Source organism: Qipengyuania sp. 902 (genome assembly GCF_051195295.1).
Taxonomy (GTDB): Bacteria; Pseudomonadota; Alphaproteobacteria; order Sphingomonadales; family Sphingomonadaceae; genus Qipengyuania.
On sequence record NZ_JBNJLJ010000001.1, the window covers coordinates 1 to 19,591 of the forward strand.

Sequence of the window (19,591 nt, forward strand, 5' to 3'; positions counted from 1 at the left end):
CGGTGCAACCAGCCCACCGGATCTGGGAAAGGCGGAAAACTCCAGACCCACGTGGTCCGACGTTGGGTAGCAGTGCAGAAAGGCGGAAAACTCCAGACCCACGTGGTCCGACGTTGGGTAGCAGTGCATTACGCATGAGCACGATCGACGCAATGGGCTGCCCTCGAGGCTTAGTGACGCAGATCATTGGTTATCCAGTTCGGCCGCAAACGACTCCGTGGTCGCGTAACCCCAGATCAAGTGCGAGCGCTCGCGCCCCAAGGTTACCAATTAGGCAGCTATCTTGAGCTAGCTCAACTATGGCGATTGTGGAGCGATATGCGGATGCACTGGACACTTGCACACAAGCTCTGCACAAGAGGCAGGCAATTCCGCAAAGCCCGCGGAAATCTGCGGTTCTGGTCGAGAGCTATTCTGGGGTCGAATCCTCTCTCCCAGACCAGTTTACTGATGCTGCCTAAGATCTCATCGGCTGACCTCATCCTAGAGCATTAAGGTCGCCAGCGCGTCTTCGGCATCGTCGCGCACAAGATGGCCATAGTGCTTCTCGATCATCGCGACACTTGTCCCGGACAATTGGGCAACTGTCAGGATCGGCAAGCGCACGCGTACAAGGTCTGTGATTACGCTATGGCGTAATGTGTAAGCGGACACGGCATCTGGCAAGTTGGCTCCCCTAACAGCATCCTTGATTGGGTGTTTCCAAGTATCCTTGTTCCAAGCATCACCCGAACGCCGAGCAAAGACCGGCGCGGTGGGCAATTTGCCCTTCACCTGAGCGGCAAGGAAATCGGCGATCACTTGCGGCAACGAAATCTGCCGCGGGCTGCCGTTCTTGTCCTTACCAATTGTAAGCGTCCGGGTGCGCTTGTCAAAGTCACGCGCGACAAGGCTTGCAAGCGAGCCAGGACGCAACGGCAAGAGACATAGCGCCCTTAGGAACGGTCGCACTTCCTCGCAGGCGGTATCGATCAGTCTCTTCCGCTCGGCCTTGTCCAGATAAAGTTCTCGGCGCTTGTCGGCACCCTTGAAGGGCTTGAGCGCCTCCTGCCAGGCTGAATCGGTATTGGGGGCACCGGACATGAGGACACGCCCGAGCGCCGCACGCAATGGCACCATGTCGCGGTTCACTGTCGACTTGGCTCGTTCCTTCCAGCGCTTCTCGCCGTCCCTAGTCCGGGACAACAAGGCGGGCGCCTTTTCCAGCCGCTTGCGCCAGCTGCGCAAGTGGTGCCGCCGAAGTTTGTCGAGCTTCACCTTGGCAATAGGATCGTCGTAGACGTGTCGCCGGAACACCCCTTCGGCAATAGAATTGGGCTTTTCCTCCAAGTAGGCGAGGCAGGCATCCTTCACTGTCACCATATCGCGGGCGAGTTCGCCGCCGGACTCCACAGTTGCCGCCCACGCTTCAGCATCGGTCTTGGCCTGCTTGAAGACATCATGACCGGTAAGCTTGCCGTAATCGCCAAGCCGCTTGCGCTTGTTGCGAATGCGGTCCGCGTCGTAAAATCTAGCAAACCACGTGCCGCCGTCGGTCTTCTTCGATGGCCTATAACCAAGGTAGACCCCTTGCCGCAGACGATGCCAATGCGGCTCGTCGCCCGTTTTCGGCTTCAACTTTTCACGATCCCCGATGCGGCTCAAATCTGGCATCCGGTTTCGCTATCCTAAAATCCATGAAAAAAACATGAAAAACTTGGGTGGACAGCAGCGAACATCAGCGGGAGATATCTGTTGTTTTTATTGGATTTCCTAATTTTCGAAAACCGCAGATTTCCGTTATTCCCATCCTTCACACGGGTGGGGTCGCAAGTTCAATCCTTGCCGCGCCCACCACCGCTCCTCGAAGCAGATACAAAAAAGCCGCCCAGTGAGGCGGCTTTTTCGTTATCCGACGGTGCGCTCATGCAGCCTTTGTCGTCGTGGTCGCCGAAGGTTCGGTAGAAGTGGCGGGCGGTGTCTGCCGATCTTCTGCATCCTTCTTGTCCATGAACTTCTTGGCGACATAGCCGCCGACACCCAGCGCAAGCATCGTGGGCAGGCTCATGCGACGAAGCATGGTGGTTGCCACCACGCCTAGTGCCGCACCCGTCGCGCCGCCGACGCCCTTGGTTTGCTTGGCGATCCTGTCGCCTACGAATGCTCCGATTACCTTGCCGATCATATGAATTCTCCTTTGCTCCTTCAACGGGCGAAAGGCGCGCGCGTTCCGACGCTTAATCGCTGTCCGGACCTGCGATACCATTTCGGAGCAGGCGGTTCGCAGCCGCGGCCACGGTGGCCGCATCCGGATCGCCATCTTTCGCCCAGATCGCATAGCGCAGGCCGAGAAACACATTGATCCCCATTACGGCCCAAGCTTCCGGCTCGCCTAAATCTGCGCGCAGGTCTCCCGTTGCGGCACCAGCCGTGAGCCGCTGCTCGATACGATCTGCGATCCGCTCGTAATGTGCGCGATAGCTATCGGGATCGACGAACTCGGCCTCGTCGATGATGCGGTAGACTTCCTTGTGCTCGGCAGCGAAATTTAGAAAGGCCAACAAGGCCGCCTGCTCCACGGAGAGCGGGCCCATGTCCGGCTTGATCGCGTCGCGCGCTGCGGCTCCGACTGCCTCGCTCATGTCGCCGACGAGAGCACGGAAGATCGCGTCCTTGCTATCGTAATAGGTGTAGAAGGTCCCCAAGGCCACGCCCGCGCGTCGGGTGATCCCGCTGATCGATGCTTCGTGAAAGCCGCTTTCGGCAAATTCCGCTGCAGCCGCATCGAGCAGTTTGCGCAAGGTCCTGCGGCCGCGTTCGGTCCGCGGGACGCGATCGGCCGTATCTGTAAGCTGCTGCATTCACCGCCCCTTCCGCCGACGTTTTATGCGCGACCGGCATATACCGCAAGAACGAACTTGAAAGGTGGTTCAGGTTTCAGTATTGGAGGCGTAACGAGAAAACATCTGTGGGAGGATAACAGTATGCGTGGCACCAGGCTTTCGATGTGCGCCCTGCTTGCCGGAGTGGCGACGGCCACATTGATAGCGACGCCTGCCGTCGCTCAGGACATAGACGACGAAGTTGCGCTCGATGACGATCAGGGGGCGATCGACAATGTGATCGTCGTCACCGCGCGTCGCCGGGTTGAGCGCATCACCGACGTTCCACTGGCCGTCACTGCGATCTCTGGCGAAGAACTGGAAAAGCGCGGCACACAAGACCTCACCCAGATTGCGCAGGAAGTGCCCAACGTAACGCTGGAAGTCAGCCGCGGCACCAACACCACGCTCAGCGCCTTCGTGCGCGGCGTCGGCCAGCAGGATCCGGTCGCCGGCTTCGAGGCGGGTGTCGGCCTCTATGTGGACGACGTTTATATCAACCGCCCGCAGGCTGCCGTGCTGGATGTGTACGATGTGGCTCAGATCGAAGTGCTGCGCGGCCCGCAAGGCACTCTTTACGGCCGCAACACCATCGGCGGCGCGATCAAATATGTGACCGCCCGGCTACCTGACGAAACGCAGGTAAAGGTGCGCGGAACGCTGGGCAATTACGATCAGGCGGACCTGATCGTATCGGCTTCCACGCCGATCAGCGACACGCTGAAGATCGGCGCCAGCGGCGCACGCCTTTCGCGCGGGGGCTTCGGCAACAACCTCGTCCAGGACGGCGTCGAGAATTACAACAAGGACGTCTGGGCCGCGCGCGGCACGATCGAGTTCGACAACGGTCCGCTCTTCATCCGCCTGTCCGGCGACTATGTGAAAGACGATTCCGATCCGCGTCAGGGCGCCCGCTTGCTCGTCGGCCAGTTCAGCGGCGCACCGATCCTCGACAGCGTCTACGACACGCGGGCCGGTCTAGACGTGATCGAACAGGAGGTCGAAGCCTACGGCGGCGGCCTTACCATCGCCTATGAAGTCAGCGACACGATCACGCTGAAGTCGATCACCGGCTACCGCGAGGATAAGTCGACCACGCCGATCGATTTCGACAGCCTCCCTGCTGCCGACCTCGACGTTCCGGCGATTTACGAGAACGACCAGTTCAGCCAGGAACTGCAGCTGCTTTACGAAAGCGACCGCCTGAACGGCGTGCTCGGCGCCTATTATCTCGATGCCAACGCCTTCACCGCGTTCGACGTGGCGCTGTTCACCACTGGCGCGCTGGTCGGCCTGCCAGGCCTGAACGCGCAGACTCTGGGCGATGTCGGCACGGAGACGTGGTCGATCTTCGGTGATTTTACCTACGATATCACCGACCAGCTGAGCCTGTCGCTCGGTGGACGCTACACCTGGGACAAGCGGACCAGCCGTGTGCTGCGCACGACCTTCATCGGCGGCTATTCGGACCTGTTCCCGCCGTCCGATGCCATCCCCATCGCCGTGACTAGCGATTTCACCGGCAGCGAGACGTTCAAGGAGTTCACTCCGCGCGCCTCGATCGCCTACAAGCCGACCTACAACCAAACGGTGTATTTCACCTATTCAAAGGGCTTCAAGGGCGGCAGTTTCGACCCGCGCGGCCAGACCACGTTGGCGCCGGACATCGACCAGGACGGCGATGTCGATTACGACGATCAGTTCGAGTTCCTCCGCTTCGCACCGGAAAAGGTCGATAGCTACGAGCTCGGCTGGAAGGCCAATCTGCTCGACGACCGGCTGTTTTTGGCACTCGCCATCTTCAAGGGCGACTACACCGATATCCAGATTCCGGGCTCGGTCGGTGTCGACACCGATGGCGACGGCGTGAGCGACACCTTCGTCGGCGTGACCTCCAACGCGGGCGATGCCGATGTCAACGGGATCGAATTCGAAGGCAGCGCGCTGGTCGGGCGGGACTTCGCCGGCGCCGGCAGCCGGTTGAACTTCAACTGGGCGGTCGGCTATCTCGATGCCGAGTACAACACGTTCATCGACCCGTTCGGCAATGATGTGGCAGACCAGCGGGTGTTCCAGAACACACCCGATTTCACTGCCAATGCCAGCTTCGACCTCGGCCTGCCGGTCGCCAGCGGCATCGTCGACTTCATCGGCACGGTGTCGATGCGCGGGGATTCCAGCCAGTTCGAACTGCCGGGCCCGCTCGATCAGGATGCCTATGCGCTGGTCGATGCGAGCATCGTCTACACAGCCGACAGCGATCGCTGGTCGATCGGCGTCCACGGCAAGAACCTGTTCGACAAGCGCTATATCGTCGCCGGCTACGACTTTGTGACCGGATCGGTGCTGGGGCTGGAGGGCAACCTCACCGGCTTCTACGGCGATCCGCGCCGGGTCTTCGTGACCGGCGAGTTCAAGTTCTAACGATGGTTCAGGATTGAACGAGAGGGCCGGCTCGAACGCCGGCCCTTTCTATTTCCACACCCGGCGACGCGTTTCGCTCGCCTCTCGGTCCGTCGCGACATTGTAGGTCGAAACGTAATCGGCGAACCGCTCGCGCACCTGGCCTTCGCTCAGGCCGAATTCTTCCAGGCTGTAGCGGTGCGGATGGCGCTTGAGCTGGGCCGAGCGGTCAAGAAAGCCCTGCATGGGCTCCAGCGCGGGCTCGATGTCGAATTCGAGGAAGCGGTAGACCCGCTCCATCGTGCCCCGCCAGTCGGTCTCCATGTCGTCGTAATGCACGTCGATCATGCGCTCGCGCGGGATGGCATCGCGCGCTGCCCGCATCCTTGCGATCATCTCAGCCGTTTTGTCGAGCCATGTCTGGCCCATGCGATTGGGGTCGACATGGTCCGCATAGATGATCGTCTGGTTCCACGCGAGCGAGGCGGCGCTGCCAACCACCTGCTTGGGGTCGCGGTGGGTGAAAATCAGCCGCGCGTCGGGGAAAACTTCCAGCAGCGCGGGCAGGTCGAGCATATGCTGCGGCGTCTTGAGGATCCACGGCCTGAGGCTGCTTTCCTGCTGGCTCCAGCCGATCAGGCGCAGCAGGTCCGCCATGTGGCGATAGGCCGGCACTGCGCTCTCCTGTGCGCACCAGGCGGAATAGCTCGGCACCTGCCACTGCGCATCGTGCTTCATGCCCCACATGCTCGCGACCAGCAGGCCGAGCTCTTCTTCCGGCTCGTAAGGCCCGGTCGGATGGATCGAGAGCGTGCGCGGATTGGCGAAGCGCGCGACTTTCATGATCCGCGCGGCCAGCGTGGGTCGGAAATCCTCTTTCTCGCCCGCTAGCACGTCCTCGAAACCGGGGCGCGGCACCGGGCTGATCGTCTCGAAACTGCGCAAATGGGCAAAGCGCTTGTCGCTTGCGAGCAGGCGGTGGAGCCGCGTGGTGCCCGACCGCATCGGACCGACGATCACCACCGGATTGCGGATCGGTCGGGCGAGGATTTCCGGATGCCGCCTGAACCACATCTGCGCATAGAGGCGGCTTTCCAGCACATACTGGAACTGCTGCATGGCGGAGAAATCGCCCGCCGCATTGAGCCGTGCCTCTCGCTTGACGCTATCGAGCAAAACATCGAACGGCTTTTCGAACCACGGATCGCCGAAATCGTCGAGCCCGGTCTTCTCGGCGGCCTGTTCGAGCAGAAAATCCTTCTCCAGCCTTGCAGGCGCGACGGCACCGATTTTCCGCCCTGCGCGGACGACCTTGTCGGCAATATCGATGAAGCGTGTGCGCCGTGGCGGCTCGATTGGCTGGCCTTGCAAGTCTCTTATGCCTTTCAAGCTGTTCCGGTCGTCCCTGAACGTGCGGGGCCTAAAGACGTGCCCGCGAAAGCTCAAGCGATGGCTTTGCGCCCTAGCCCTCTGGCCAAGCGCGCAGCGACAAGGCATAGGCCCGCCTATGCACGATATCGCTTTCATCCGCGCCAATCCCGAGAGTTTCGACGCCGCGATGCGCAAGCGAGGGGCAGAGCCGGTGGCCGACCGGATCGTGGCGCTCGACGCCAAGAAGCGCGAAGCTACGACCAAGGTCCAACAAGCGCAGAGCCGCCGCAACGAAGCCTCCAAGGCGATCGGCCAGGCGATGGGCCAGGGTGACAAGGACAAGGCCGAAGCGCTGAAAGCCGAAGTCGCCGAGATCAAGGCCTCAATGCCCGGATGGGAGGAGGCCGAGCGGGCCGCAGGCGAAGAGCTCGACCACCTGCTCGCGACCCTACCTAACATCCTCGCCGACGATGTGCCGGAAGGCGCGGACGAGGACGATAATGTCGAAGTCCATCAATGGGGCGAGAAACGCGAGTTCGATTTCGATCCGAAGGAGCACGCGGACCTCGGCCCCGGGTTGGGCATGGAGTTCGAAACCGGTGCAAAGCTGTCCGGCGCGCGCTTCACCTTCCTGCGCGGCGACATCGCCCGCCTGCACCGCGCCCTCGCGCAATTCATGCTAGACCGCCAGACGCGCGAGAACGGCTACACCGAATGCAACCCGCCGGTGCTGGTCAATGACGACGCGATGTACGGCACGGACAAGCTGCCGAAGTTCGCGGAGGATAGCTTTCGTACTACCGATGATCGCTGGCTCGTCCCCACATCCGAGGTGCCCCTCACCTATTCGGTCGCAGGAGATATCCTGCCCGACCTCGCCGAACCGATGCGCCTCACCGCGCATACGCTGTGCTTCCGCTCCGAAGCCGGGTCCGCCGGCCGCGATACGCGCGGGTTCATTCGCCAGCACCAGTTCGAAAAGGTCGAGCTGGTCAGCATTTGCCGCCCGGAAGATAGCGAGGCCGAGCACGACCGCATGACGAAATGCGCCGAGGGCGTGCTCGAAGCGCTAGGCCTGCCATATCGCCGCATGCTGCTGTGCACCGGCGACATGGGCTTCGGCGCGCGCAAAACGTTCGACCTTGAAGTCTGGCTGCCCGGACAAGGCGCTTGGCGCGAGATTTCCTCCTGCTCCAACACCGGCGATTTCCAGGCGCGGCGGATGAATGCACGCTATCGCCCCGAAGGCGAGAAAAAGACGCAGTTCGTCCACACGCTCAACGGCTCCGGCCTCGCCGTCGGTCGCACGCTGGTGGCAGTGATGGAGAACTACCAGAACGCCGACGGCAGCGTGGATGTGCCGGAGGTGCTGCACAGCTACATGGGCGGCATTACAAGACTGGAGCCCAAATAATTCCGCTTGCCCTGAGCTTGTCGAAGGGCTGTCCTTTTCTTCATATGTCGAGCCGGAAGTGAAGAGCGGTGCTTCGACAGGCAGCACGAACGGCTAGAAAGATTGGCGCTTTGAGAATTCTCCTCACCAATGACGACGGTATTCGCGCCAAGGGCCTCGAGGTACTGGAAGGCATCGCGCGGCAGTTCAGCGACGACATCTGGATCTGCGCGCCGGACGAGGAGCAATCCGGCATGGGCCATGCCCTCACTCTCACGCGCCCGGTGCGGCTGCGCCAGCATGACGAGCGCCGCTTCTCGGTCACGGGGACGCCGACGGATTCGGTCACCATGGGCCTTCGCGAGGTAATGGACGGGCCGCCCGACGTAATCCTTTCCGGCGTGAACCGGGGCGCCAACCTGGCCGACGACATCACCTATTCCGGCACCGTTTCGGCCGCGATCGAAGGCGCGCTGGCAGGGGTGCGCTCGATCGCGCTGAGCCAGGTCTATTCGAAGGAGAATGCGGGCGACGACGTGCCCTTCGGCGCAGCGGTGGAATGGGGCGCGAAAGTGCTCGCCCCTCTGCTCGACACGCCGCTGCCCAAGCGCACGCTGGTCAATGTGAATTTCCCTCCCCTTCCGCCCAGCGAGGTGAAGGGCATCCGCGTCGTGCGGCAGGGTTTCCACGATTATTCGCGCGGCACCGTGGTGGAAGGGCGTGACCCTCGCGGCTTCAAGTATTACTGGTTCGGACTGGAAGCGATCGAGCACACACTCGATCATGGAACGGATCTGGAGGCGATCGACGAAGGTTATGTGTCGGTGACACCGCTCCAGCTCGACCTCACCCACCATTCCTCGCTCGGTTCGCTGGCGGAGCGGTACGCGGGATGAAGCGCCTCGCCCTCGCGCTTGCGGCGTTCGTGCTGATGGCAGCGGGCAATCCCGCGACCGAGACCGAGCATACCGTGAAAGAGGGAGAGACGCTGAGCGGCATAGCCGAGCGCGCACAGGTTCCGGCAACGGTGATCGCGGCGGCCAACGGGCTGGTCGAACCCTACGACGTTCGCGCGGGCCAGGTGCTTTCCATCCCGCGCCAGCGCAGCCACGTGGTAAAGCGCGGCGAAACCGGCTTCGCCATCGCGATCGATTACGGCGTGCCTTTCAACCTGATCGCCGTGGCGAATGGTTTGGAACCGCCTTTTAACATCCGGGTCGGCCAGAAACTGATCATCCCGGCCTTTTCGACCCGCCCCATTCCGCCCACACCCGTGCACGATCGTCCGTTTTTCCGTGCGCCCCATGACGGCGCGGCATTGCTCGGCTTCCAGCGCACCGCCGACGGCAAGGGCCACGAAGGCATCGACTACGCCGTGAAGACCGGCGACATGGTCCGCGCCTCCGCAAGCGGCAAGGTCGTTTACGCCCAGGAAGACAGCGGTCGCTTCGGTCCGCTCGTGGTGCTCGATCACGGCAATGGCTGGCGCACCCGCTACGGCCATCTGGCGCGCGTCACTGTGAAGCTGGGCGACTTAGTCCAGGCCGGCGAGCGCATCGGCATCGCCGGACAAGGCGGCGAGGCCCAGCGCCCCGAACTGCACTTCGATATCCTCAAGGACAATACACCGGTCGACCCAGCCAAGCTGATCGGCAGGCGAGGCGCGCGATGAGCCGCAAGGATCGCCAAGTCGACACGGTCGTCCCGCAGAAGGAACCCCAACGGGTTTTTCGCGGCCCCCGGTTCCAACCGTTGCGCCGCGCAGTCAGGATCCCCGTCTGGGGCGATCTCGGCATTCGCTTGGGCCTCGCGCTGTTTCTCATCTTTATCGTGGTGATGATCCACTGGTGGGACCGCGAAGGGCTGGTCGACAATCTCGACGGCGAGGTCAGCTTCCTCGACGTGATCTATTTTACCATGATCTCGATCACCACCACCGGCTTCGGCGATATCGCGCCGATCTCCGACCGGGCGCGACTGGTCGAGGCCGTCATCGTGACGCCGATTCGCTTTGCCGTGTTCTTCATTTTCGTCGGCACGGCATATAATTTCATTATCAAGCGCAGCTGGGAGAAATGGCGCATGGCCCGCATCCAGGAACAGCTTTCGGACCACATCGTGGTGCTGGGCTATGGCATCTCCGGCTCCGAGGCAGTTGCCGAGCTGATCGAGCGCGGAGTCGACCCTAGTTGCATCGTCGTCATCGACCCGAGCGAGGATCGCTTGGCTGACGCCGAAGCGCTCGGGTGCAACATCATGGCGGCAGACGCCACGCGCGATACCACGCTGAAGGCGGTGCGGATCAATCAGGCGCAGAATGTGCTGGTTTCCGCCGGGCGCGACGATACCACGATCCTGATCACGCTGACCGTGCGCGCACTGGCACCGAATGTGCCGATCAGCGCCGTCGTCCGCGCCGACGACAATGAATCGCTGGCCCGCCAGGCCGGCGCGAACAATGTCATCAACCCGGTGCGTTTCACCGGGCTGCTGCTTGCTGGCAGCGCCAAGGGCGAGCATATCGCAGATTACCTCGCCGACCTTGCTTCGGTCTCCGGCCGGGTCCAGCTGGTCGAGCGCGAGATCACCGAAGAGGAATGCGGCTGCGCGATTTCGGAATTGCGCACCGGCGGGCGTGGTCTGCGCGTCTATCGCAACGGCAAGGCGCTGGGATTCTGGGAGGACGAATGCCAGAACCTACAGCCTGGCGATATCGTGGTCGAGATCGTTCCGACTCCGAATGGCACCACCAAGGGCGACGGGCACGACCATGAAGATCGGGTGCCCTACCCGGTCGGCTCAGACTAGCCAGAAGATTCCGCCCATCGCCAGATACGCGGCCAGCCAGTAGCCCCAGTCGAACAGCGCTTTGCCGATCGGCTCCTCGCGCCGGGCGGCAGTGATGAACAGGGCCGGTCCAATGAAGGTCAACGCCAGTCCGCCCGCCATCATGAAATAGAGCCAAGGCTTCGCCGCCAGTGTTGCCTCACCCACCCGCGCGAACATGTGGCCGAGCATGGCCGCGCTCGCGAGCAACAGCAGAGCGGCAACTGCGTGCAGGACCAAATTGCCGCGCGGCGTTGCCCGCTTGCCATAGAAAACCACGCCAAGCACGGCTGCGACCACCCACGCCAGTGCCACTGCGATCCAGTCTACCGGTCCCATGCAAGCCTCCTAGCGCCGCCGGTGCCATTCGTGTAGGGGGCCGCGAAATTCACGGACATCGGTATATGAGCACCTCCACCACCTCGATCCCCGACCAGAAGAAGGTCGGCATGGTTTCTCTCGGCTGCCCCAAGGCGCTGGTCGACAGCGAGCGCATCCTCACCCGCCTGCGCGCCGACGGTTATGCAATGAGCCCCGACTATGCCGGGGCGGATGTCGTGCTGGTCAACACCTGCGGTTTCCTAGACAGCGCCAAGGAAGAAAGCCTGCAGGCGATTGGCGAGGCAATTGCTGAAAACGGCCGCGTGATCGTGACCGGCTGCATGGGCGAGGAAGCGGATGCCATCCGCGCCGCTCATCCCAGCGTGCTCGCAGTGACCGGCGCGCACCAGTACGAGGCCGTGGTCGAAGCCGTCCATGAGCATGCACCGCCAAGCCAGGGGCCGTATATCGACCTCATCCCCCAGCCCGACATCAAGCTGACGCCGCGGCACTACAGCTATCTCAAGATTTCCGAAGGCTGCAACCACTCCTGCGCCTTCTGCATCATCCCGGACCTGCGTGGGAAGCTGGCCAGTCGCCGGATCGATGCGGTGTTGCGCGAAGCGGAAAGGCTGGTCGCGGCGGGAACCAAGGAATTGCTGGTCATCAGCCAGGATACCAGCGCCTATGGCGTAGACACGCGCCACGAGAGCCGCAGTTGGAAGGGCCGCGAAGTGCGCGCCCACATGACCGACCTCGCGCGCGAACTCGGCCAGCTCGATATCGGTGGCGGCATGCCACCCTGGGTGCGGCTGCACTACGTCTATCCCTACCCCCACGTCGACGCGGTCATTCCGCTGATGGCAGAGGGGCTGCTCACGCCCTATCTCGACATTCCCTTCCAGCACGCCAGCCCGAAGGTGCTGAAATCCATGAAGCGCCCGGCCAATGAAGCCAAGGTGCTCGAGCGCCTGAAAAGCTGGCGCAATATTTGTCCCGAGATCGCCATCCGCTCCAGCTTCGTGGTCGGCTTCCCGGGCGAGACCGAGGACGATTTCCGCTATCTGCTCGACTGGCTGGAAGAGGCGCAACTCGACCGCGTCGGTGCGTTCCGGTTCGAACCGGTCGAGGGCGCGCAGGCGAATGCCCTGCCCGATCCCGTGCCCGAAGAGGTCAAGGAAGAACGCTTCGCCCGCGTCATGGAAGTGACCGAGCGAATCAGCGCTGCGAAGCTCGAGGCCAAAGTGGGCAAGACTATCCCGGTCATCATCGACGAGGTCGGGGCGCCGGACGAGGACGGCGACATCGGCGCCACCGGACGCAGCCAGGCGGATGCGCCCGAAATCGACGGCGCTGTCTATTTGCGAGATGCGTCGTCCGATCTGGTGCCCGGCGCCATCGTATCGGCCCTGATCGAAGATGGCGACGCGCACGATCTGTTCGGGACGATCGTATAAAATTTCCGGCGCACCGGCGCAAAGTAGCTGTTTACCAAAACGGATAAGTGTCGTTCGGAGCCTGCAACCCTTCAGAATCCTAAGCTTCTTTGCGGCCGAGGCGGTCTTTGAACCAGTTCGGGAGCCGATCGGCGCGGAAAAATACTAAGCGCGCTTTAACCACCCGACCCCGCGCAATTCCGCGCCGGACGCAAAAACACGCGGGTCGCGTCAAAGGTTTCTTAAACTTAAGACGCCCATAAGCGCATGGATGGGTACCGAACGCGCCTTTTCAGGAAAGCGGCTTCTCCCGGCGCGAATGCGGCTGGGGAGCGCCCGGCGCGTGGGAGAACGCCTGCGGCACCTGATATTCTCGGTCCTTCTCGTAATCCCCCTGTTCGCCGTTTTCCTGTTCGAACCCATCGATCAGTTCCTGTGGCTGTTCCAATCCAAGATTGCGGGTCACAAGGCTTCCGGCGACATCGTCTTTGTCGGGAGCGACCAAATTCTCGATGATCCGGACTCGGGTCATCGGCGACTTCAGCTTGCCAAGGCCCTGGAGGAATTGGACCGCCGCGGCGTCGGCAAGGTCTATCTCGATGTTGTGTTCGACAAGCCTTCAGCCGCGCCGCATGACGCCTCGCTACGCGAAGCAATAAACGCTCTGGGGCCGCGCATTGCATTGGTCGATCAGCTCGTCGGGGATATGGACGGCAGCCAGCAGTTGCGTCGAAGCTTCTCCGGTCTCGGGCCGACGTCATCCCGCGTAGTCGCCGATCGGCGGGACACGAATTACCTCGGCATCGCATGGACCGCACAATACGGATTTATCGTCGACGGTCGACGTGTCCCTTCGCTCGCCGCATCGTTGGGCGGAGAAACCAGCGGGGCGACGCAAGGGAAGTTCCAAATCGACTACGGCTTCTCAGGCCAGCAGATAGCAACAACGTCGCTTGCCGAGCTTCTTGACGATTCCGATGAACCGTCCAGCATCGATTTCGCTGGCAAAACCGTCGTCATCGGACACGACAGGAATAGCTCTGGCTCCAACCTCATCGTGCCGAACAGTACGAACGCGCCTCCGAGCTATATTTCTATCTATGGTGGTGAAACGCTCAAAAGCGGGCGGCTTGGTCATCTGTGTGCGATTGCCACTCTAGCAATCTTCGCCGCTTTGCTGGCAGCGATGATCATGCTCGGATTCCGGCGTAAAGCCCGCTGGCTCGGCTATGCTGCACTTGTACTGCTCGTGCCCGCCATGCTGATAGCATCCGCCCGGGTCGGAGTACGCCTCGAGGTATCTTACGTATTAGCACTTTTCGCCGTCTACGCGGTATTCCGGTCCCGAACGCGCCTCAAACGTCGCCTCGCCCTGACCAATCAGGAAACCGGGCTGCCCACGCTGAAGGCACTCGACAGCCGCCTCATCCGTGAGAAAGTGACAACCGGGCACGTCGTGGTTGCCAAAGTGCATAATTACGAGCGGATTCTCAAAAGCCTCGCCTCGGAAGATCGCACTACCTACCTCTTGAAGCTAATCGACCGTTTGCGCGCGGCCGATCCCGATCTGGCTGTCTTTACCGAGGGCCACTACGTCGCGTGGCACTCACCGATCGAGGATAGCTCCGCTCAGACCGAGCACCTTGCTGGCTTGCGCGCAATTTTCGCGGCACCGGTCCATGTCGGCGAAGTGTCCATCGACGTTGGCATTACCTTCGGCGTTGCCGCGATCGACAACGAGCCCGGGGGCCGCGTCCCGGCAGCCATTGCAGCTGCGGAGGACACCACGGAAGCCCACGATCCCATCAAATTGGCGGAAAGCGGCGAGAATGCCGACCTGTTGTGGGACATCTCGCTCCGTGCCCGGATCGACGAAGCCATGGATGCAGGGGAGATTTACTGCGTCTATCAGCCCAAGATAGACAGCGGATCCGGCGCCATCGTCGGGGTGGAAGCCCTGATACGCTGGCACGATCCGGCCAAGGGCTTTATCGAACCGACGCATTTCGTCGCGCAATGCGAGAAGGCAGGTCGCATGGAGCACCTCACGCGCTATGTCTTGCAAAGCGCGTGTTCGGCCGGGCAGTTGCTGCATTTCCGCAATTCCCCGCTCAAGGTCTCCGTCAATATATCTGCGACCCTGCTCAGGGACATGCGCATCGTCGGCCTCGTCCGCAACGCGCTGCAGGCGACCCGTTTCGACCCGGGCTATCTGACCCTCGAGATTACCGAGACGGCGCGGATTGCGGATATGGAAGCGGCGGCGACGATCCTGGACGAATTGGTCAAATTGGGCGTTGGTCTTTCGATCGACGATTTCGGTGTTGGTGCGGCCAATTTCGAAACCTTTTTCGGATTGCCGTTCAACGAGTTGAAGATCGACCGCCTTTTCGTATCGAAGATCGTCGATGACCCCAAGGCGCGCGCAATCGTGTCCAGCATCGTCGAGATGGGCCACCAGGCGCGAATCACCGTCGTCGCGGAGGGTGTGGAGACGATGAAAGAAGCTGAAATTCTTAACGAAATGGGCTGCGACGAGCTTCAGGGCTTCCTTTTCAGCAGACCGATTCCGCTCTCCAAGCTACTGGAATACAACGCGAAAAACGCAGAAGGCCGTTTGACAAACATGGTTTAGACTTTACAAACATCTATGGTTAATGGCAGGTAATACCTCTACCAACAGGAGGTATGACCATGTGGAATATTTGGAAATGGTTCTTCACCGGCTGATCGCCGTGGCGAAACCAAACGAATAAAGGGTCCCTAACGGGGCCCTTTTTTCTTGGGCCCATGGGTGACTGGCAATGGGTTCGATTGCCGAAACGATCGAGGGCCGACAACGTTGTCCTGTCATATGCCAATATCCATCCATACGCGCTTCGCCTTCGGCGTCGACGGTCCGACCGACGTCCTGCTGCAATTCGAAGCCGCCGCCCTGCCCGAGCAGACCATTCTTTCATGCGAGACACATCTGCCGCGGGGGCAGGATTTCACCCGTGTTCCTGCCGACGACGACATCGGCGAACGGATCTGGCTGAGCGCAGACGGGCATTGCGAGATCGAATACCGCGCCAAGATCGAGATCAAACGCCAACTGGCGGAACTTTCCAGTCTTCAATCCCTACCCGCGCACCAACTGCCCGGAGAGGCGATCCACTACCTGCTGGACAGCCGATATTGCCACGCGGACCGTTTTCAGCCTTTCGCACAGTCGGAATTCGGACACCTCGAGGGCGGTGCCCAAATTGCCGCAATGCGTGACTGGATTCACGACAATTTCACCTACACACCCGGTGCGTCCGGGCCAGACACCGGCGCTGTCGAAAGTTTCGTCACACGTCAGGGAGTGTGCCGCGATTATGCTCACGTACTTGTCGCGCTGGCCCGCGCCTGTGCGATCCCGGCGCGTTACGTGTCCTGCTACTCGCCCGGCGTCTCACCCCCTGATTTCCACGCTGTCGCCGAAGTCTTCCTGGCCGATCCCGAGATCGCAGGCGGCGGCACCTGGCAGATCGTCGATGCGACCGGCATGGCCGATCCGGCAGAGACCGTGAAAATCGGCGTCGGGCGCGATGCGGCGGACGTCAGCTTCATGACCACCTTCGGTGCCAGCGACTTCAAATCCAGCAGTGTCCAGGTTCTCAAAGAATAGGAATGCAGCCGACTGGCGTGCCGAGCGCGGCGCTGGTAGCGAAAAGCCGAGAGGGGACACGACCATGTTTGCAGAGTGCATCGAATGAATTTCACGGCCGATCGCCTGCTACTCTTCGGCGCCACGGGCGATTTGTCCCAGCGCATGCTCCTGCCTTCGCTTTGCGCGCTTCACGCCGACCATTTGCTCGACCCGGACCTCCGCATAGTTGCGACGGCCCGCTCGGAAATGTCGACCCGCGAATTCCGCCAGTTCGCGCGCGAGGCGCTTGAAAAGTACCTGCCGACCAATCGCCGCGGCCCGATGGCGGACTTCCTCAACCGTCTCACTTACGTTCCGGTCGATGCGACCACACCCGATGGCTATGACCAGCTGGCCAAGGAGGTCGGCGAGTACGACGGCCTGGCAATATTCCTCTCGACCGCGCCGAGCCTGTTCGAGCCCACCATCTCCAACTTGCAGCGCGTCGGTTTGACCAAGGGCAATGCCCGGATAGCATTGGAAAAGCCGCTCGGCACCGATCTCGGCTCCAGCTGCGAGATCAACGATGCGGTGGCCAAAGCCTTCAGCGAAGACCGGATTTTCCGGATCGACCACTACCTCGGCAAGGAGACGGTGCAGAACCTGCTGGCGCTGCGCTTCGCGAATATCCTGCTCGAGCCGGTGTGGAATTCGAATTACGTCGATCATGTGCAGATCACGGTGGCCGAGACGGTCGGGCTGGAGTCGCGCGTCGCTTATTACGACGACAGCGGCGCCTTGCGCGACATGGTCCAGAACCACATGCTGCAACTGCTTGCACTGGTAGCGATGGAGCCTCCGACCAGCTTCGACGCCACCGCCGTGCGGGACGAGAAGGTCAAGGTCCTGCGTGCGCTGCGTCCGGTGAAAGCGGAAGAGGTCGTCACCGGTCAGTACCGCGCGGGCGCCGTCGATAGCCAGAGCGTGCCCGGCTATGACGAGGAACTGGGCAAGGAGAGCGACACCGAAACCTATGTCGCGCTGAAGGCCCATGTCGACAATTGGCGCTGGCGCGGCGTGCCGTTCTACCTTCGCCACGGCAAGCGCATGCCCAAGCGCGTCACGGAAATCGTGGTGCAGTTCAAATGCATCCCGCATTCGATTTTCGAGGGGCGCGGCGCGAAGACCGAACCGAACCGGCTGGTAATCGAAATCCAGCCGGAAGAAAACATCCAGCTCACGATGATGGCCAAGGTGCCGGGCCTCGGCACGGATGGCCTGCGCCTGCGCCCGGTTCCGCTCGATATCGCCATGCCCGATGCGTTTTCCGATGTGGTCCGCCGCATCGCCTATGAACGCCTGCTGCTCGATCTCGTCCATGGCGACCAGACGCTGTTCGTTCGGCGCGACGAGGTGGAAGCGCAGTGGGAGTTCATCGACCACATCCGCGCCGTGTGGGCGGAAAACGACACAGAGCCGAAGGCCTATGCCGCGGGCACATGGGGGCCGAGCGCCGCCATCGCGCTCGCCGAACGCGACGGGGTAACCTGGCACGATGACTAAGCTGAACGACACCATCCACCGCGTGACGCAGCGTGTGATCGACAATTCGCGCAAGAGCCGGGGCTACTATCTCGAACTGATGGAGCGCGAGGGCGACCGGCAGGTCGATCGCCATTCGCTGTCCTGCTCGAACCTCGCCCACGCCTTTGCCGGGGCGGAGGAGGACCAGGAAGCCATCAAGGCCGCGCGCGGGCCGAACCTCGGCGTCGTCACCGCCTATAACGACATGCTGTCGGCCCATCAGCCCTATTATCGCTATCCCGAACGGATGAAGATCTGGGCGCGAGAGGTCGGCGCGACTGTGCAGGTCGCCGGCGGGACCCCCGCCATGTGCGACGGTGTGACCCAGGGCGAGGCGGGCATGGAACTGTCGCTGTTCAGCCGCGACACGATCGCGCTGAGCACTGTCGTCGCATTGAGTCACGCAATGTATGACGGAGTCGCGCTGCTCGGCATTTGCGACAAGATCGTCCCTGGCCTGCTAATGGGCGCGTTGCGCTTCGGTCACCTACCGGCGATCTTCGTGCCATCGGGGCCGATGGGCACCGGTATTTCCAACAAGGAAAAGCAGAAGACCCGCCAGCTTTATGCCGAGGGCAAGGTAGGCCGCGACGAACTGCTCGCGAGCGAGATGGGCAGCTATCATTCCCCCGGCACCTGCACGTTCTACGGCACCGCCAATTCCAACCAGATGATGATGGAGATGATGGGGCTCCACGTTCCCGGCTCGGCCTTCGTGCAACCGGGAGCGAAGCTGCGGCAGGAATTGAGCCGGGCAGCGACCCATCGCCTCGCCGCCATCCATCAGGAGGGCGAGGACTTCCGCCCGCTGTCGCGCGTGGTAGACGAGAAGGCGATCGTCAATGCGGCTATCGGCCTGCTGGCCACCGGCGGATCGACCAATCACGCGATCCACATCCCCGCCATGGCGCGCGCGGCGGGAATCCGCTTCGACTGGAACGACCTTGCCGAGCTGTCCCACGCTGTGCCCTTGGTGGCGCGGGTCTACCCGAACGGCTCGGGCGACGTGAACCATTTCCACGAAGCCGGCGGCATGGGCTACGTCATCGGCACGCTACTCGACGAAGGACTGGCGCATGCGGACATCCTCACCGTTTGGGATGGCGGCTTCGAGAGCTATTCACGCGAACCCGGTTTCGAGGATGACGCACTGACGTGGCGGGACCCGGGTCCATCCGGCGACACCGAGATGCTGCGCCCCGCCTCCGACCCGTTCCAGGCCGATGGCGGCATGCGGCTGGTCGAAGGCAATCTCGGCCGCGCCTGTTTCAAGTCTTCCGCAGTTGAGCGCGAGCGCTGGACGGTCGAGGCACCGTGCCGCGTGTTCCACGACCAGCGCTCCGTCAACGAGGCCTTCTCCAAGGGTGAGCTCGACAAGGACGTGGTTGTCGTCGTCCGCTTCCAGGGCCCGCGCGCCAACGGTATGCCGGAACTGCACAAACTGACCCCCGCGCTCGGCGTGCTGCAGGATCGCGGCTATCGCGTCGCGCTCGTCACAGATGGCCGCATGTCGGGCGCGTCTGGAAAGGTCCCGGCGGCCATCCATTGCACCCCCGAAGCGCTCGGCGGAGGGCCGCTGTCGAAGCTGCAGGATGGCGATATCGTGAAGGTCTGCGCGGCAACCGGCGAGCTGTCGACCATCGCCGATCTCGACGCGCGCGAGCCCGCCGATGTGCCCGCGCCCGACACCGGCATGGGCCGCGAGTATTTCGCCATGTTCCGCGCCAATGCCGACGGTGCCGAACAGGGCGCTTCCTCGATGCTGGCCATGGCAGGATTGTGA

General features: G+C 62.1%; 15 protein-coding genes. 10 read left to right on the forward strand and 5 right to left on the reverse strand.

Annotated elements, in window-relative coordinates; genetic code table 11:
- Positions 1 to 483: 483 nt before the first annotated feature.
- From ACSH0F_RS00005 to ACSH0F_RS00015, 3 genes are all read right to left on the reverse strand, one after another.
- Positions 484 to 1,653 carry a tyrosine-type recombinase/integrase gene (locus ACSH0F_RS00005; RefSeq protein WP_435198705.1) on the reverse strand — a complete coding sequence of 390 codons (1,170 nt, stop codon included), beginning with the start codon at positions 1,651 to 1,653 and terminating at the stop codon, positions 484 to 486.
- A gap of 250 nt (positions 1,654 to 1,903) precedes the next feature.
- Positions 1,904 to 2,164: a hypothetical protein gene (locus ACSH0F_RS00010; protein ID WP_435198707.1), complete on the reverse strand. Its 261-nt coding sequence runs from the start codon at positions 2,162 to 2,164 to the stop codon at positions 1,904 to 1,906.
- Positions 2,165 to 2,216: 52 nt separating this feature from the next.
- Positions 2,217 to 2,840, reverse strand: coding sequence for a TetR/AcrR family transcriptional regulator (locus ACSH0F_RS00015; RefSeq protein ID WP_435198709.1), 624 nt, complete (start codon positions 2,838 to 2,840; stop codon positions 2,217 to 2,219).
- Between the two features lie 123 nt (positions 2,841 to 2,963).
- Between ACSH0F_RS00015 and ACSH0F_RS00020 the strand changes: the two genes are divergently transcribed.
- Entirely contained in the window at positions 2,964 to 5,285 is a 2,322-nt protein-coding gene (locus ACSH0F_RS00020; protein WP_435198711.1) for a TonB-dependent receptor, read from the forward strand.
- 48 nt (positions 5,286 to 5,333) lie between these two features.
- On the opposite strand, the gene ACSH0F_RS00025 is transcribed toward ACSH0F_RS00020, so the two are convergent.
- Positions 5,334 to 6,635: a sulfotransferase family protein gene (locus ACSH0F_RS00025; protein ID WP_435198713.1), complete on the reverse strand. Its 1,302-nt coding sequence runs from the start codon at positions 6,633 to 6,635 to the stop codon at positions 5,334 to 5,336.
- 136 nt (positions 6,636 to 6,771) lie between these two features.
- Between ACSH0F_RS00025 and serS the strand changes: the two genes are divergently transcribed.
- From serS to ACSH0F_RS00045, 4 genes are all read left to right on the forward strand, one after another.
- A complete protein-coding gene (gene serS / locus ACSH0F_RS00030; RefSeq protein WP_435198715.1) occupies positions 6,772 to 8,049 on the forward strand; it encodes a serine--tRNA ligase in 1,278 nt (425 codons plus the stop codon).
- A gap of 110 nt (positions 8,050 to 8,159) precedes the next feature.
- Positions 8,160 to 8,924: a 5'/3'-nucleotidase SurE gene (gene surE / locus ACSH0F_RS00035; RefSeq protein ID WP_435198717.1), complete on the forward strand. Its 765-nt coding sequence runs from the start codon at positions 8,160 to 8,162 to the stop codon at positions 8,922 to 8,924.
- Entirely contained in the window at positions 8,921 to 9,700 is a 780-nt protein-coding gene (locus tag ACSH0F_RS00040) for a peptidoglycan DD-metalloendopeptidase family protein (RefSeq protein ID WP_435198719.1), read from the forward strand. The genes surE and ACSH0F_RS00040 overlap by 4 nt, the downstream gene beginning before the upstream one ends.
- The gene (locus tag ACSH0F_RS00045; protein WP_435198721.1) at positions 9,697 to 10,836 is read left to right on the forward strand and encodes a potassium channel family protein; all 1,140 of its coding nucleotides are present in this window, start codon (positions 9,697 to 9,699) and stop codon (positions 10,834 to 10,836) included. The genes ACSH0F_RS00040 and ACSH0F_RS00045 overlap by 4 nt, the downstream gene beginning before the upstream one ends.
- On the opposite strand, the gene ACSH0F_RS00050 is transcribed toward ACSH0F_RS00045, so the two are convergent.
- Complete coding sequence (locus ACSH0F_RS00050) at positions 10,828 to 11,193, reverse strand: DUF1761 domain-containing protein (protein ID WP_435198723.1); 366 nt, start codon at positions 11,191 to 11,193, stop codon at positions 10,828 to 10,830. The two genes, ACSH0F_RS00045 and ACSH0F_RS00050, sit on opposite strands and share 9 nt — an antisense overlap.
- Positions 11,194 to 11,258: 65 nt before the next feature.
- Between ACSH0F_RS00050 and rimO the strand changes: the two genes are divergently transcribed.
- The 5 genes from rimO to edd all read left to right on the forward strand — a co-directional run bounded on the left by rimO (position 11,259) and on the right by edd (position 19,591).
- Positions 11,259 to 12,632, forward strand: a complete 1,374-nt coding sequence (rimO, locus tag ACSH0F_RS00055) for a 30S ribosomal protein S12 methylthiotransferase RimO (RefSeq protein WP_435198725.1) — start codon at positions 11,259 to 11,261, stop codon at positions 12,630 to 12,632.
- Between the two features lie 250 nt (positions 12,633 to 12,882).
- Positions 12,883 to 15,246 (forward strand): EAL domain-containing protein, encoded by a 2,364-nt coding sequence (locus ACSH0F_RS00060; protein ID WP_435198727.1) that lies wholly within the window; start codon positions 12,883 to 12,885, stop codon positions 15,244 to 15,246.
- Between the two features lie 219 nt (positions 15,247 to 15,465).
- On the forward strand, positions 15,466 to 16,263 hold the full coding sequence (locus tag ACSH0F_RS00065; protein ID WP_435198729.1) for a transglutaminase-like domain-containing protein: 798 nt from the start codon (positions 15,466 to 15,468) through the stop codon (positions 16,261 to 16,263).
- 84 nt (positions 16,264 to 16,347) lie between these two features.
- Complete coding sequence (zwf, locus tag ACSH0F_RS00070; protein WP_435198731.1) at positions 16,348 to 17,787, forward strand: glucose-6-phosphate dehydrogenase; 1,440 nt, start codon at positions 16,348 to 16,350, stop codon at positions 17,785 to 17,787.
- Complete coding sequence (gene edd / locus ACSH0F_RS00075) at positions 17,780 to 19,591, forward strand: phosphogluconate dehydratase (protein WP_435198733.1); 1,812 nt, start codon at positions 17,780 to 17,782, stop codon at positions 19,589 to 19,591. Before zwf ends, edd begins: the two co-directional genes overlap by 8 nt.

Bases quoted from the DNA above. Each gene is read 5' to 3' on its own strand.
- ACSH0F_RS00045 (WP_435198721.1), top strand. From the start codon at position 9,697: ATGAGCCGCAAGGATCGCCAAGTCGACACGGTCGTCCCGCAGAAGGAA.
- rimO (WP_435198725.1), top strand. From the start codon at position 11,259: ATGAGCACCTCCACCACCTCGATCCCCGACCAGAAGAAGGTCGGCATG.
- zwf (WP_435198731.1), top strand. From the start codon at position 16,348: ATGAATTTCACGGCCGATCGCCTGCTACTCTTCGGCGCCACGGGCGAT.
- ACSH0F_RS00010 (WP_435198707.1), bottom strand. From the start codon at position 2,164: ATGATCGGCAAGGTAATCGGAGCATTCGTAGGCGACAGGATCGCCAAG.
- ACSH0F_RS00015 (WP_435198709.1), bottom strand. From the start codon at position 2,840: ATGCAGCAGCTTACAGATACGGCCGATCGCGTCCCGCGGACCGAACGC.
- edd (WP_435198733.1), top strand. From the start codon at position 17,780: ATGACTAAGCTGAACGACACCATCCACCGCGTGACGCAGCGTGTGATC.
- ACSH0F_RS00020 (WP_435198711.1), top strand. From the start codon at position 2,964: ATGCGTGGCACCAGGCTTTCGATGTGCGCCCTGCTTGCCGGAGTGGCG.
- serS (WP_435198715.1), top strand. From the start codon at position 6,772: ATGCACGATATCGCTTTCATCCGCGCCAATCCCGAGAGTTTCGACGCC.
- ACSH0F_RS00005 (WP_435198705.1), bottom strand. From the start codon at position 1,653: ATGCCAGATTTGAGCCGCATCGGGGATCGTGAAAAGTTGAAGCCGAAA.
- ACSH0F_RS00060 (WP_435198727.1), top strand. From the start codon at position 12,883: ATGGGTACCGAACGCGCCTTTTCAGGAAAGCGGCTTCTCCCGGCGCGA.
- ACSH0F_RS00065 (WP_435198729.1), top strand. From the start codon at position 15,466: ATGCCAATATCCATCCATACGCGCTTCGCCTTCGGCGTCGACGGTCCG.
- ACSH0F_RS00040 (WP_435198719.1), top strand. From the start codon at position 8,921: ATGAAGCGCCTCGCCCTCGCGCTTGCGGCGTTCGTGCTGATGGCAGCG.
- ACSH0F_RS00050 (WP_435198723.1), bottom strand. From the start codon at position 11,193: ATGGGACCGGTAGACTGGATCGCAGTGGCACTGGCGTGGGTGGTCGCA.